Origin of the sequence: Nocardia sp. BMG111209 (genome assembly GCF_000381925.1) — a bacterium.
GTDB lineage: Bacteria > Actinomycetota > Actinomycetes > Mycobacteriales > Mycobacteriaceae > Nocardia.
Genome location: NZ_KB907307.1, coordinates 1,261,424 through 1,276,159 on the forward strand (window position 1 = coordinate 1,261,424; position 14,736 = coordinate 1,276,159).

Below are 14,736 nucleotides of genomic sequence, written 5' to 3' on the forward strand. Positions count from 1 at the left end.
CACTTTCTGTTCGTGGGCCGAAAAGCGGTCAGGCCGCGGGATGCAGCGGCTGCGCGATCGAGCGCAACATCCGGATCGCGGCGGCCACCGCCGGACGCTCCAGCGAGGCCTGCCGGTAGGTCACCGCGACCTGCCGGATGCCGTTGTCGACGGTGCGGGCGATCAGGGGCCGGTGCCGGTCGGCGACCGACATGTCCGGCACGATGGCCGCGCCGAGTCCGTGCTCGACCATCTCGGCCATCCCCTCGAAGGTGCTGCTGCGATGTTCGATCCGGGGCGCGAAACCGGCCTCGCGGCAGGCGAACAGCACCGATGCCAGCGACGGCGCACCGTCGAGATCGGCGACCCAGTCGGCGTCGCGCAGCACGCGCAGCCCGTCCGCGCGGGCGCGATCGACCCAGTCCGGCGGGACCAGCAGGACCAGCGGATCGCTGAACAGGTACTCCGACTCCACACCCAGCGGCAGATCCCGGGAGCGGAACGAATACGCGTAGGTGATCGCGAGATCGACATCCTGCTGCCGCACCGCGGGAATCGAATCCACCGGTCGCAGCGTCACCAGGCGCACCCGCAGCCCCGGATGGTCGGCGCGCAGCCGCACCGTGACGGGCAGCGCCAGCCGGGCCTGCGCCGTCCGGAAGGTGGCGACGGTGAGCGCGCCGGTGACGGCCGCGGAGGTCGCGGCCACCGCCGATTCCGCCTCCTCGAGGGCGGCCACGATCCGGAACGTGTGGTCGACCAGGACGCGCCCGGCATGGGTGAGCCGCAGCACCCGGCCCTCCCGCCGGGTCAGCACGATGCCCACCTCGTCCTCGAGGATCCGCAACTGTTGCGACACCGCCGACGTGGTGATCCCGTGCAGTTCCGACACGGCCGTCATCGTCGTGTGTTCGGCCAGATCACGCAGGAGGATCAGCCGTCGAATGTCGTACATGGGTCCTCGTTTCGACTGCGCACGTCCGCCGTTCATCATCGAAGTCCGCAACCGTCGAGGAAATCCTTACGCTCGAGCGGATTCTGTACAGCCATGGTCAGCCGATCGCCACGGCCGCCCGGCCCGGCACCGCGGCCAGCAGCGTCCGGGTGTACTCCGCGGCGGGCGCATCGAAAACCGTTGCCACCGAGCCGTTCTCGACGACCCGGCCGGCGCGCATCACCGTCACGTCGTCGGCGATCAGCCGCACCACACCCAGATCGTGGGTGATGAACAGGTAGGTCAGCCCGTGCTCGGCCTGCAGGTCGACCAGCAGTTGCAGGATCTGCGCCTGGACCGACACGTCCAGCGCCGAGACCGCCTCGTCGAGGACCAGCAACCGGGGCCCGGCTGCCAGCGCGCGGGCGATCGCCACCCGTTGCCGCTGGCCACCGGACAGTTCGGCCGGTCGCCGGCGCAGGTGGGTGCGATCCAGCGCGACCGCGTCGAGCAGTTCGGCCACCCTGCGCTGCCGTTCGGATCGATCCCGGATCAGGCCGAACGCCTGCAACGGCTCCCCGATGATGCCCGCGACGTCGAAGCGCGGATCCAGCGAGGTGTAGGGGTTCTGGTACACGTGCTGGATCTGCCGCCGCAGCGGGCGCGGGCGGCGTCCCGGGCCGTCGACCCGGTCACCGGCCAGCCACACCGCGCCGGCGTCGGGCCGCGCCAGCCCGGCGACCAGCCGGGCCACCGTCGATTTCCCCGCGCCCGACTCGCCGACGACGGCATGGGTGGTGCCCGTCCGGACTGCGAGCGACACCTCGTCGACCGCGCGGACTCCGGCAAAACTCTTGATCAACCCGGTGAGCCGCAGCAGCGGTGCGGGCTCGGATCCGGTCGCCGGTTGCGCAATTCCCGGCGAGGGCCGCAACCGGCCGGTGTGCGCGGCGGGCGCCGCGGCCACCAGCCGGGCGGTGTACGGGTGGCGCGGCGCGGTGAGCACCGCGGTGGCGCCGCCCTCCTCGACGATCCGCCCCCGCCGCATCACCAGCAGGCGATCGGAGCGTTCCGCCGCCACCCCCAGATCGTGCGTGACGAACAGCACCCCGAGCCCGAGACTCTCCCGTAAACCACTGAGCCGGTCCAGGATTCGCTTCTGCACGGTGACGTCGAGCGCGGAGGTGGGCTCGTCGGCCACCAGCAGGACCGGATCGTTGGCCAGCGCGATCGCGATGAGCACGCGCTGTTTCATCCCGCCGGACAGCTCGTGCGGATACTGCCGGTACACCCGGTCCGGATCGGGCAGTCCGGCCGCGGCCAGCTTCTCGATCGCCAGTTCGCGCGCGGCGTCGGGCCGCCGGTGCAACCGCAGCGCCTCGAGCACCTGCCGGCCGACCGGTTTCACCGGATTCAGCGACGTGCCGGGATCCTGCGGTACGAATCCGACCACCGGACCGCGCACCCGGGCCAGCCGCCGGTCGCTCCAGCCGGACACATCCCGGCCGCCGAGTTCCAGTGCGGCGGAACGTACCCGCGCCGAGGCCGGGAGCAAGCGCAGCGCGGCGTGGACGGTGGTGCTCTTGCCGGAGCCGGATTCGCCCACGATGGAGACGAATTCGCCGGCCGCCACCTCGAGCGAGACCCCGGCCACGGCCGGGGCCGGCGAATCCCGGTAGTGCACGGTCAGATCGCGGATCCGCAGCAGCGGCGCGGTCGTCGTCATCGCTTCTCTCCCAACGCGCGGCCGATGCGGTTGACGGACAGCACCACCACGGCGATGAGCACACCCGGGCACAGCGCGATCCACGGATAGGTGGCGAGGAAGTCCCGGCCCTCGGCGACCGCGAGCCCCCATTCCGGTTGCGGCGGTGGCGCTCCGTAGCCGAGGAAGCCCAGCGCCGCGACCGCCAGCACCGCCGTGCCGCATTCCAGCGCGGCCAGCGACAGCACCGCGCGGAGGGAATTCGGCAGCACGTGCCGGAAGACGACGCGGCCGAAGCCGGCCCCGGAACCGTAAGCGGCGTCCACGAAGTCGCTGCCCGCGACCGTCAGCACCTGCGCGCGCATCACCCGCGCGAACGACGCCACCGCCGAGATACCCACCGCCACCGCGACATTGATCGTGCCGTAGCCGAGCGCGGTCACCACCGTCATCGCCAGCAGCAACCCGGGTATCGCCAGCAGCACATCGACACAGCGCATGATCGCCGCATCCGCCCGGCCGCCGACGATCCCGCTGAGCAGCCCGATCAGCGAGCCGATCAGGAATCCGATCGCGACGGCGAGCAGGGTCGCACCCAGCGTCGTCGAGGTCCCGAAGATCGCCCGCGCCAGCAGATCCCGCCCGAGCCGGTCCGTGCCGAAGGGATGCGCGAGCGACGGCGGCAGGAATCCCGAATCCGGATCCCCGTCGTCCGGGCCGCGTCCGGTGAACCAGGACGGCGCCACCGCCCAGCCCAGCACCAGCGCCACCAGCAGCCAGGCGAGCGCCAGTCCCGGCCGGGTCCGGGCCGCCCGCAGTACCCGGCGCAGCCCGACGGCCCACCCGGTCCCCGATGTCGGCCGCTCCGGATCGCCGGGCACCGAAGAATCCGCCGAATCCGTTGCGCTCGTGGTCAGTTCGTCGAGCATCAACAGCCCACCCGACTCCGCCTCGCCGGCATCGGGCCCGGCGTGGTGATGCCGCGCCTGCGGCCCCGACCTGCTCATGCTGTGTTCCTCGGGCATGAGCAGGGGGCCTGCGTGGTGATGCTGCGCGGCCGCCTCCGGCCCCGACCTGCTCATGCCGGACTCCTCGTGTTCAGGCGGGTCCGCAGGCGCGGATCCAGCAGCGGATAGATCAGGTCGACAACGAGATTCACGATCACGAAGACCAGTGCCGCCAGTACGACCGCGCCCTGTACGACCGCGACATCCTGGGTGCGCACCGCGGTCTGGGTCAACCGGCCCAAACCCGAACGGGAGAACACGGTTTCGACGATCACGGCGCCGGCGAGCAGATTGCCGAAGGTGACGCCGGCGATGGTGAGCGCCGGCAGGGCCGCGTTGCGCAGCACCTCCCGCACCAGCACCCACAGCCGGGTCGCGCCCTTGGCCAGGGATACCGTCACGTATCCGGCGTGCAGGCCGCTGTCGAGATTCTCCAGCAGCAGCCGGGCGATCGGCGCGGCGACCGGGATCGCCAGGGTCACCGCGGGCAGCACCAGCGTCGCCGGCCCGTCGTTGCCGATCGGCGGGAACCAGCCCAGCCGGAACGAGAACACTTGCAGCACAGCCAATCCGACCAGGAACACCGGCACCGACACCCCGGCCGCGGGCAGGGTCGCGAAGAACTCCGCGAGCCACCGCCGCTGGGTGTAGGCGGCGACCAGCGCCACCACCGCCGCCAGCAGCACGGCCAGCACCAGCGCGGTCACCGCCAGCAACGCGGTCTGCGGCAGGGTGCCGACGATCATCGACCAGGCGTCCTGCCCGGTACGGGTGGACCGGCCGAAATCGCCGTGGATCGCCGCGCCGAGGCGGTGCGCGTACTGCCCGAACAGCGACCGATCCAGCCCGTAGTACACCCGGGCGTCGTGCTTGTCCCCGGCGGTGAGCAGATCACCCTGGCTCGGATCGAACAGCACGTCCACCGCGTCGTACGGCAGCACGTACAGCAGCGCGAAGGTGACGGTGTAGGCGCCCCACACCACGAACAGGGCCTGGGCGAACTTCGCCGCCACATAGCGCAGCACGGGCATTACCTCGGATCGATCCAGGTGTCGTAGAACACATTTCGGGACTGCGCCTCGTATCCGACGTTGTGCACCTTGGGACTCACCGCGGTCACCTGGGCCGGGTTGTACACCGGCACGGTGAGCACCTGCTCGTCGAGCAGGAACCGCTGCGCCTCCTCGGCGGCCTTCGCCCGCAGGCCGGGATCGAGGGTCCTGCTCAGCGCGCTGAGTTTCGCGATCGCCTCGTCGGCCACCGGGGTGCCCGGGGTCAGCTTGGCGATGTTGCCGTACTGCGGCGAGTACATCTGCTCCAGTACGGCGATGTCGGCGCGACTCTGGTTGGCCACCTGGATGTTCCACCGCCCCTGCTGGGTGCTCGCGGCGGTGTAGTCCGGGATCGGCAGCACGTTCAGTTGCAGATCGATGCCGATCTTGCGCAGATCCTGCTGGATCAGCTGATAGGCCGGTTTGTTGTTGACCAGGTTGTCGATCCCGAGCAGATCCAGTTGCAGCCGGCGGCCGTCCTTGACCCGGATGCCGTCGGAACCCTTGTGCCAGCCGTCGGCCTCCAGCAGCTGCTCGGCGCGGCCCTGATCCTCGCGCAGATCGGCGGAGAAGTCGACGTAGCCGGGCACCCGCTGCGACACCACCGAGGTCGACACCTTGTAGCTCGAGGTCAGCACCGTCTTCACCAGGGCGTCGCGGCTCCAGCCCAGTCGCACCGCCTGCCGCACCGCCGCGTCGTCGGTCGGGAAGCGGTCGGTCTTCAGGTCCAGCGAGATGTCGCGGCCCGGGATGAGTTGCGGCACAATGCGATAGCCCTGCGCGGACAGCGGCGCCTCGTCGGTGTTGTTCACGTCCAGGATGGCGTCGACGGTGCCCGCGCGCAGCGCCCCGGTGCGGACCCCGGCCTCCGGAATCACATCGATCTCCACGGTGTCGAGATACGCCTCGCCGTTGTGCTTCAGGCTCGCCGGCGCCCAGTGGTAGCCGGGCCGCTTCTTCAGCACCGTCTTCTGCTGGTAGACGTGCTCGCCGAGGGTGAACGGCCCGGTGCCGACCACGTTCTGCGCCAGGCTGCGCTGTTCCTTGGGCAGCAGCAGCGTGGAATGCCCGACGATGCCGGAAAAGTACAGCGAGAGTGCCTGCGGGAAACCGGCACTGGGCCGGTCGAAACTCACCCGCACGGTGAGCGGATCGAGCACGTCGGTGTTGCGATACCCGACCCAGTAGGCGGTCACCGGCACCACACCCAGCGCCTTGTCGCCGCGGCCGAGCAGGTCGAAGTTCTCCTTCACCGAGTCGGCGGTGAATTTCGTTCCGTCGCTGAAGGTCACGTCGTCGCGCAGATGGAAGGTGAACTGGGTGAGCGTGTCGTTGTACTCCCACGATTTCGCCAGCCACGGTTCCAGCGCCCCGGTCTTCGGGTTCTGATAGATCAGCTTGTCGGTGACGTTGCTGGTGATCAGCGACTCCGGATAGGAACTGCCGGAATGGGGATCGAGATTCGCCGGGGCGTCGAGCACCCCGAATCGCAGCGTGCCGCCCGCGACCGGCGTCGCGGTGTCGTCACCGGTGGCGGCGACCTGGCGGGCGGGCGCCGCGCAACCGGCGAGCACGGCCGCGGCGAGCAGCGCCGCGGCCAGCGCCCCGAATCGATGATGAGATCGTCTCTTGTGCATCACATTTCGTTTCAGATGAGTGAAACATTCTGCGGTGCAACGACTGTCGTTGCACCGACCGCCTGATTACGCCGGCACCAGATGTCTCGACCAGGCTAGGCCGACCCACCTGCCCGATCCGAGGGTTGCGATCGGCCAGATCGACTACACCCTCGGTGAAGGGAATCTGAACGGACGGTGGTCAACGTCCCACGCTCGCTACGGGATCCACCCGCGGCACCGGGATGCCCAGATTGTCCCGCAGGGTCGTGCCGGTGTACTCGGCCCGCAGCACGCCGCGGTCCTGCAACAGCGGCACCACCGTATCGACGAATTCGTCGAGCCCCCAGGGGACCAGATGCGAGCCGAGAATGAACCCGTCGGAGCCGTCCCCGTGCACGAATGCCACGATCCGGTCCGCCACCTGGGCGGGTGTGCCGACCACTGCGCCGCGCTCGTACTGATCGATCACCGCCTCGCGCAGCGAGAGTTTCTTCGCGGCCGCGACCTCGCGCAGCCGTTCGGCGGTGGCGAACCGATCCTGATGGACGAAGGCCCGCCCCTGGATGATCGGCGGCGCCTCCGGGTCGGGATCGATATCGGGCACCGGCCCCTCCGGATCGTATCCGGACAGATCACGATTCCAGATCTGTTCCAGCAGAACCAGAGCCGTCTGTCCGGTGACCTGTTCGCGCTGCACGGTGCGGTACTTCTCGATCGCCTCCGCCTCGGTGTCGCCGAGTACGAAACTCGCCGAGGGCAGGATCTTGATGTCGTCGGCGGACCGTCCGGCCGCCACCGCGCGGGACTTGATGTCGCGGTAGAAGTCCGCGGCCTGCGGCAGTTTCCCGTACGGGGAGAAGATGGCGTCGGCATTGGCCGCCGCGAACGCCCGGCCCTGCGGCGAGACCCCGGCCTGCAGGATCACCGGCCGGCCCTGCGGGCTGCGCGGTACGGTGAACCGGCCGGAGATGTCGAACTGACTGCCGTGGAACGCGAATGCGCCGGCGTCCGGCCGGGCCAGATAGCGTCCGGTCGCCGGGTCGGCGGCGATGTCGTCCTCGCGCCACGAATCCCACAGCGCGCGTGTGGCTTTCAGCGTCTCCTCGGCGCGCGTGTACCGATCGGCCGGGTCGAGGAAGCCGCCGCGGCGGAAGTTCTGCCCGGTGAAGGCGTCGAAGGAGGTGACCACGTTCCAGGCGGCCCGCCCGCCGGAGAGGTGGTCCAGGCTGGCGAACTGCCGGGCCAGCTCGTAGGGCTCGTTGAAGGTCGTGTTGATGGTGCCCGCCAGCCCCAGATGTTCGGTGACCGCGGCGAGGGAGGCCAGCACGGTGAAGGTGTCGGGCCGGCCGATGATGTCCTGATCGAAGATCTTCCCGGCCCGCTCGCGCAGGGCGAGCCCCTCGGCCAGGAAGAAGAAGTCGAAACGCCCGCGCTCGGCGGTGCGCGCGGTGTGCTCGAAGGTGCCGAAGTCGATCTGGCTGCCCGCCTCGGGATGCCACCACGAGGTGTGATGGTTGACGCCACCGAGATAGGCGCCCAGGATGACCTGCTTACGGGGTGTGCTCACGGTGGCCTCGCTCAGACGGTCGCGTAACGGTTGGGAACATCGACCGGCAGGCCGAGTACCGCGCGCAGCGGCCCGTCCGGGTAGCCGGTGCGGAACAGGTTGCGGCGCTGGAGGTCCGGCACCAGCTGCGCGGTGATCGCGGTGAGGTCGTCGACCGCGACACCGGGCCGCAGCCGGAATCCGTCCACCCCCTGCGCCGCCCAGTCGGCCAGCAGATCACCGAGTTCCGCCGCGCTGCCCGCGAAAATGGCGGCATCGGAGGTGAATTCGGTGTACTCGTGCAAGCTGTCCAGGCGCTGCCGTCCGGTCGCCGCGCCGGTGTCCAGGAACACCACGAGGTCGGCGTGGACCCGCAGCGGTTCGCCGGTACGGCCCACCCGCGCCGCGGCCTCGGCCACCTGAGTGACGATCGGTGCGGGCCCGTCCGCGAGGGTCGGCGTGACGAACACCAGATCCGCACCGCGGGCGGCGAATTCGTAGATCAGCGGGGCGTGCGCCAGCGCGCTGACCACGGGCTGGCCCTGTGGTGGCCGCGGCGTGATGGACGGTCCCCGCACGCTGAAGTACCGGCCCTCGAAGTCGACGTAATGCAGCTTGTCGCGATCGATGAAGCGCCGGGCCGCCACGTCGCGGATCTCCGCGCCGTCCTCCCAGCTGTCCCACAACCGGCGCACCACCTCGACCACGTCGGCCGCCTCGTCGAACAGCTCCCGCACCGCCTCGGGGAAGACACCCGAACCGATCGCCGCCGCGAGTTCGGCGGCACTGGGCTCCGGCAGCGTGCGTCGCCCGAAATGCGCTGCCTCCCCGGCAGTTCCGGACACGCGCACCTGCCATCCGGCCCGACCCCGCGAGGTGATATCGAGGGTGGCGATCGCCTTCGACACATGGAACGGTTCGGTATGGGTCGCGGTGACCACCGGGATCAATCCGATGTGCCGGGTGACCGGAGCGACGCGCGCCGCCACCAGATGCGCGTCCAGCCGCGCCCGGACCTCGTCCACGACCTCGCGCGGCGGCCCGAACCGGTCGCCGGGAACGGACAGGCTGTCCTCGACGGTGACGTAATCCAGCAGACCGCGTTCGGCGGTGGTGACCAGATCGGTCCAATAACCCGCCCCGAACAACTCGTCCGGACGGGAATTGGGTGCGCGCCACGCGGCCGGATGCCAGCCCGCTCCGTCGAGCGCGACGCCGATGTGCAAGGGTTCCGATGCCATCGTCCCTCATTTCTGTGTGTACCAAGGGATTCCGTACCGGCAACGCGCCGCGCCGCCGAACTTCCCCGCACGGCGTCGCGCCGGCCGCCGGTAGCGCCGCATCACCCCAGCTCCGGCGCCCCGCCCCGGGCTGTCAACCCTTGGGTTCAGCTCGAGCCCGGGGGAATACGCCCGCCGCCCGGAAGTCCTTTGCGATCAGACTGATCGCGGCCATTGTGATGGGACCGGCGGGAGAACACAGTGGGGTCTCGACCGAAAGGGGCGAGGCGAGATGGGTTCTCGGAGACTATTTCTGAACGTCGGCGTGAACAGCACCGGATACAGCGGCCAGTCCTGGCCCGACCCGGCCGGCCGCTGGGACAAATTCGTGTCGTTCGACCACTACCTGGAGGCGGCGCGGCTGGCGCATCAGGGCACCTTCGACGCGGTCTTCCTGTCGGATCATCCTGCCCTGCAAGCGGTCGCCACCGCCCGTCCGCTGCACTCGCTGGACCCGATCGTGCTGTTCACCGCCCTCGCGGCCCGCGTCCCCGATATCGGGTTCGTCATCACCGCGTCGAGTTCGTACAACTCGCCCTACAACCTGGCCCGGCGGCTGGCCAGCCTGGACCACATCTCCGGCGGCCGGGTGATCTGGAATGTGGTGTCCAGCTTCAATCCGGACATCGCCGCCAACTTCGGCTCGGCCCCGCTGCCGCCGCGCGCCGAAAGATACCGGCGCGCGGACGAATTCGTCGAGGTGGTCAAGAAGCTGTGGCGCAGTTGGGATCTGCGCGCCATCGCCGCACCCGAGCGGGTCGGCGATCCGCTGTGGGACGACGTCTCCGCCGCCCCGATCGACCACCACGGCGAATTCTTCGATGTCCGAGGGCCGCTCAACGTTCCGCTGGGCCCGCAGGGATATCCCCTGATCGCCCAGGCCGGCGCCTCGGATGCCGGGATCGACCTCGCGGGCCGGCACGCCGATATCGTCTACGCCTCCCTGCTCGGCAAACAGGCCGCCCGCGACTTCCGGGATCGCCTGCGGGCCCGCGCCGTCGCCCACGGCCGCGACCCCGAGCACATCCGGCTGCTTCCCGGCCTGGTCCCCATCGTCGCCGACACCGAAGAACAGGCCCGCCGCCGCCACGAACAACTCAACGGCCACACCGGCGAGGCCGATCTGATCGCCGCCGTCGCCGCCCGATTCGGCCTCTCCGCAACGAAACTCGGCCCCGACACCGTCCTGGAACCGGACGCGTTCGGCTACGACGAGGACCAGCAGGCCCCCATCGGCTTCACCCGCTCGGTCCGCGATCTGGTGGCCGCCGAACCCCTGACCCTGCGCGAGCTGGCCCGCCGCGCCGAGGGCGGGCACCGGCTGGTGGTCGGCACCGCCGAGCAGGTGGCCGAACAGATCCTGGACTGGTGGCGCGCGGGTGTCGTCGACGGCTACACCGTGCAGCCGCCGGTGCTCATCGACGATCTGCGCGTCTTCGTCCGCGACGTGGTCCCGCTGCTGCGCGCCGCCGGCGCCTTCGGCACCGATTACCCCGAGCCCACGGTCCGCTCCCGGTTCGGCCTCCCCGATCCGGTCCCGGCCGTCGCACCCGCGGTGTCGGCGAGCTGATCGTCAGCCGGCCAGGTCGGCGGGCTCCTCGCGGTCGGCGGCCGGCGCCGGCGCCGGCGCCGCGGCGGGGCGCGCACCCGTGGCGAAGAACGCCGCGGCGACGGCACAGACCACCAGCAGGCCCACGGTGAGATACAGCGAGTCGGTCATGGCCGAGGCGTAGGGCGCCTTGATCGCGTCGTCGACGTGCCCGGCGTCGGCGGATGAGGTGGGCAGCGCATGGGCCGTCAGGCGGGCGGTGATGAGCGCGCCGATCCCGGCGCTGCCGAGTACCGAGCCGACCTGCCGGGTGGTGTTGTAGATGCCCGAGGCCGCACCCAGTTGCCTCAGCGGCAGGTTCCGCAGCGCGGTCGCGGGCAGCGGCGCCCAGATGCAGGCGCTGGCGATCCCGCAGACCGCCGACATCACGCAGATCAGCGCGATGGACCCGTGCGGGGTGGCGAGGCCGATGAACCACAGCAGACCCGCCGTGAACAGCAGGAAGCCGAAGGTCGGCAGGTACCGCGGCGGCAACTTGTCGGAGAGCCGGCCGACCACGGGCGACAGCACGCCGGACAGGACCGCCATCGGGGCGAACACCAGTGCCGCCTCGGTCGGGGACAGGTCGCGCACCGCTTGCAGATAGAAATACGACGGCACCATCTGTGCCGTCATCGCCGCGCCCAGCGCACCGGTCGCCACGTTGCCGAGCGCGAAGTTGCGGTCGCGGAACAGGCCCAGCGGCACCAGCGGCTCGATCCGGTTGCGGCCCTGGTAGATCAGGTACGCGGTGAGGACGACGAGGCCGCCGAGGATCAGCGCCCACACCCAGCCCGCCCAGTGGTAGCTGTTGCCCTCCTGGATGCCGAACACCAACGCGGACATCGAGATCGCGACGACGATCACGCCCGGCACGTCGAAGCGGTGCCGGTTCGTCGGGAGCGCCGGAACCAGCCACACCCCCAGCGCGAACGCGACCAGGCCGATCGGCACGTTGACGTAGAAGATCCACTGCCAGCCGCCGTTGTCGATGAGCGCGCCACCGAACACCGGGCCGATCAGCGTCGCCACCCCGGCGACGCCGCCCCATACCCCCATCGCGGCGCCGCGCTTGTCCGCCGGGAAGATCCGGCCGATCACCGCCATCGTCTGCGGCGCCATCAGCGCCGCGCCGAGCCCCTGCACGGCGCGCGCGGCGATCAGCGATCCGATGCCGTCCGCCAGGCCGCACCACAGCGAGGCCACCGTGAAGACCGAAAGCCCGCCCAGATACAGGTATTTCGGCCCGAACCGGTCGCCGAGGCGGCCGGTCACGAGCAGCGGCACCGCGAAGGTGAGCAGGTAGGCGCTGGTCACCCAGATCACCTCGGACATATCGGTGTGCAGGCTGGTCATGATCGCCGGATTGGCCACCGCGACGATGGTCATGTCCAGCAGGATCATGAAGTAGCCCACGCACAGTGCGCCGAGCGCGCCCCACGGGCTGCGTTCCGTCGACATCGTTTTCCCTTCTCGCAGAGGAAGTGCGGGCCGTGACACGGAGTCCGGCCGACTCACGACCCGGCGGTCTCGGTGGCGGGCAGGCCGTTCCGCAGTGCCGTGGTGACCGCCGTGATCAGATTCCCCGCACGTTCGGCCGTCAACAGGCCCTCGATGTAACCGAGGTTCAATGATAAAGCGTCGGAACCGATTCCGACGGTCAGCATCGTCATCCCGCTGATCGACATGCCCGAGACGAATTCGGCGCCGGAGATCCGCCACTGGCCCACCCGATCCGGGAATGCGCGGGTGTCCAGGTAGGTCAGGCAGAGATTGCCGGGTCCGAGCGCGTCCAGCCGCTCGATGACCTCGCCGGCCCGGTCCGGGGTTTCGGGCACCAGATATTCGATACCGGCCAGGCCGGCCAGATGCGCGCGTCCGGCCACCCGCGCGCCGAGTTCGCGCTCGACCTCGGCGGCGACGGCCCACAGCGGCGGCCCGGCCGGAATCGGCAGGCCGAGCATGGCCTGATACGCGCCGGTCCGGGACTCGTCCAGCGGCGGGGCCAGATGTTCCCGGAACAGCACCGAAACCCCGACGGTGTAATGCGCCTGCGGCGCACCGGTATCCGTGGCGGCGGCCCGCGCGAGCGCTGCGGCCACCACGCTGTGCGGCCCGACCTCGTGCGCCCGGCAGGCCGCCAGCAGTGCCCGGTAATCGGCGCCGGTCACGGTCGCGCGCACCGCTCTGGTGAACCGTTGCGCGGGAGCCACTTCGGCGTCGGCGGCCAACCGCACCGGAGCCAGCCGCCCGTCGCGCTGCGCGTCGGCCCGCAGCCGGTCCAGGGCCGCGCGTTTACCGTCCGCTCCCCGGAATTCGCTGGGCAACAGCGCTTCCGGGCCGGGCAGCGCCGGGATCTCGGGCACCCAGCCCGTCGTGCCGGCGGCGGCGAATTCCAGCACCTGCCGCGCGAACGACAGGATCGTCACCGCGTCGGCGATCGTGTAGACGGAGGTCAGGATCAGATCGTGCCTGCCGGGCGCGGCGGTGACCAGGGTGGCGCGCAGCAGCGGCGCGTCCGGGGCGAACCGTTCCCGCAACTCGGTGTCGATCTCGCCGGTCCAGTCGTCGGATATGACCTCCCGCAACGGAATCGGCTGTGCCTCGACCGGGACGAACCGCGGGTCGCGGCCCTCGTCGCTGCTGACCGTGGCGTGCAGCATCGGATGCCGCCGGACCAGCGCGGCCAGACCGCGGCGCACGGCGTCGGCGGTCAGCTCCCCGTCGACGCGGATCCGGGACACGATGTGCAGCGGTGCGACCCGATCGACGGTCCAGTGCCAGCGTTCCAGCGGGGACAGCGGCCGGGGTAGGGCGCCGGCCGATTCCGGATCGCCGAAGCCCGGCCAGGTCATCGGCTCGAGCATGCGGGTCCGGCCGCCCTCCTCGCCGGGCTCGGACATGTACCGGTCGCGCGCGGCGACCTCGGCGGGGTCGACGGTCTGTTCGAGGTGGCCGAGCTTGCGCGATTCGTCGACGAACATGGTGGTGCGGGCGATCCGGCGGTGCTCGTAGCGGCGCAGCGCGGTCTCGGCGTCGTCGTGTGTCGCCAGCGCGTGCGCCAGCACGATCGCGTCCTCGATCGCGGCGTTCGCGCCCTGCCCGAGGCTGGGCAGCATCGGATGGGCGGCGTCGCCGAGCAGGGTGACCCGGCCGCGTCCCCATTGCGGCAGTGGCGGCCGGTCCTGCGCGGGCAGCGCCAGGATGTCGGCTTCCGGTGTCCCCGAGATGATCTCGGCGATCACCGGCGCCCAGCCGGTGAATCGGGCCAGCAGATCGGCCTTGTCGTGTGGCCAGGCCGCCGCCAGTTCCGCCGTGGTGGTCAGCGTGCCCCACCAGTAGATCCGGCCGTCGCCGAGGTCGCTGATGCCGAATCGCTGTCCGGTGCCCCAGTATTGGACCGACTCACCCGGCTCGACGACCGGATGGTCGAACCGCGCCAGCGCCAGCCAGCACACGAATTCGCCCGGCCGCGGCGGTTCGGCACCGTGCAGGCGGGCCCGGATCGTGGAATTTATACCGTCCGCACCGATCAGCACGTCGGCGCTCAGCGTGCGGCCGTCGGCGAGTTCCACCTCCACCGCGTCGCCGGTGTCGGTGAATCGGCGCACCTCGGCGCCCGATTCGACCCGCAGCCCGGAACCGCAGTGCGCCAGCAGTACTTCGTGCAGATCGGGCCGCGCCAGGACCACCGCCGGCGCGCCCAGCAGGGCCTCGGTCGGAGCGACGTCGACCCGCCGCATGACCGAGCCGTCCGGGCGGCGGTAACTCGCCGAGCGGGCCCGCTCACCGACCCGCAGCAGATCGACATCGATACCCGCGTCCAGGGTGCGCAGCGCGTTCATCGCGTTGGATTGCAGCGACAGGCCGAATCCCGCTGCGCGCAAGGACGATCCGCGTTCACACAGGACGACCTCGATACCGGCCCGGCGCAGGGCCGCCGCCGCGGTGAGGCCGCCGATACCGGCTCCGACGACCAGGGCCGAGCGCACGGGAGAATTCACGAGATGTCCTTGCTGTAGCGGG

At 70.6% G+C, this 14,736-nt stretch carries 10 protein-coding genes; 1 reads left to right on the plus strand and 9 read right to left on the minus strand.

Annotation, left to right across the window (positions count from 1 at the left end; translation table 11 throughout):
- Positions 1-28 precede the first annotated feature (28 nt).
- The 7 genes from G361_RS0105695 to G361_RS0105725 form a co-directional block, all read right to left on the minus strand.
- Positions 29-934 carry a LysR substrate-binding domain-containing protein gene (locus G361_RS0105695; RefSeq protein ID WP_019926097.1) on the minus strand — a complete coding sequence of 302 codons (906 nt, stop codon included), beginning with the start codon at positions 932-934 and terminating at the stop codon, positions 29-31.
- Positions 935-1,031: 97 nt separating this feature from the next.
- On the minus strand, positions 1,032-2,639 hold the full coding sequence (locus G361_RS0105700) for an ABC transporter ATP-binding protein (RefSeq protein ID WP_019926098.1): 1,608 nt from the start codon (positions 2,637-2,639) through the stop codon (positions 1,032-1,034).
- Positions 2,636-3,700: an ABC transporter permease gene (locus G361_RS42425; protein ID WP_019926099.1), complete on the minus strand. Its 1,065-nt coding sequence runs from the start codon at positions 3,698-3,700 to the stop codon at positions 2,636-2,638. The genes G361_RS0105700 and G361_RS42425 overlap by 4 nt, the downstream gene beginning before the upstream one ends.
- Positions 3,697-4,656 carry an ABC transporter permease gene (locus G361_RS0105710; protein WP_019926100.1) on the minus strand — a complete coding sequence of 320 codons (960 nt, stop codon included), beginning with the start codon at positions 4,654-4,656 and terminating at the stop codon, positions 3,697-3,699. Before G361_RS0105710 ends, G361_RS42425 begins: the two co-directional genes overlap by 4 nt.
- Positions 4,656-6,314: an ABC transporter substrate-binding protein gene (locus G361_RS0105715; protein ID WP_019926101.1), complete on the minus strand. Its 1,659-nt coding sequence runs from the start codon at positions 6,312-6,314 to the stop codon at positions 4,656-4,658. Before G361_RS0105715 ends, G361_RS0105710 begins: the two co-directional genes overlap by 1 nt.
- A 181-nt stretch (positions 6,315-6,495) precedes the next feature.
- On the minus strand, positions 6,496-7,863 hold the full coding sequence (locus tag G361_RS0105720) for an NtaA/DmoA family FMN-dependent monooxygenase (protein WP_019926102.1): 1,368 nt from the start codon (positions 7,861-7,863) through the stop codon (positions 6,496-6,498).
- 11 nt (positions 7,864-7,874) lie between these two features.
- Entirely contained in the window at positions 7,875-9,083 is a 1,209-nt protein-coding gene (locus tag G361_RS0105725; protein WP_019926103.1) for an LLM class flavin-dependent oxidoreductase, read from the minus strand.
- A gap of 304 nt (positions 9,084-9,387) precedes the next feature.
- On the opposite strand from G361_RS0105725, the gene G361_RS42430 reads away from it, so the two are divergent.
- Positions 9,388-10,692 carry an NtaA/DmoA family FMN-dependent monooxygenase gene (locus G361_RS42430; protein ID WP_019926104.1) on the plus strand — a complete coding sequence of 435 codons (1,305 nt, stop codon included), beginning with the start codon at positions 9,388-9,390 and terminating at the stop codon, positions 10,690-10,692.
- Positions 10,693-10,695: 3 nt separating this feature from the next.
- Here G361_RS42430 and G361_RS0105735 read toward each other — a convergent pair whose 3' ends face one another.
- A complete protein-coding gene (locus G361_RS0105735) occupies positions 10,696-12,171 on the minus strand; it encodes a DHA2 family efflux MFS transporter permease subunit (RefSeq protein ID WP_019926105.1) in 1,476 nt (491 codons plus the stop codon).
- 53 nt (positions 12,172-12,224) lie between these two features.
- Complete coding sequence (locus tag G361_RS46670) at positions 12,225-14,714, minus strand: FAD-dependent monooxygenase (protein WP_019926106.1); 2,490 nt, start codon at positions 14,712-14,714, stop codon at positions 12,225-12,227.
- Positions 14,715-14,736 lie beyond the last annotated feature (22 nt).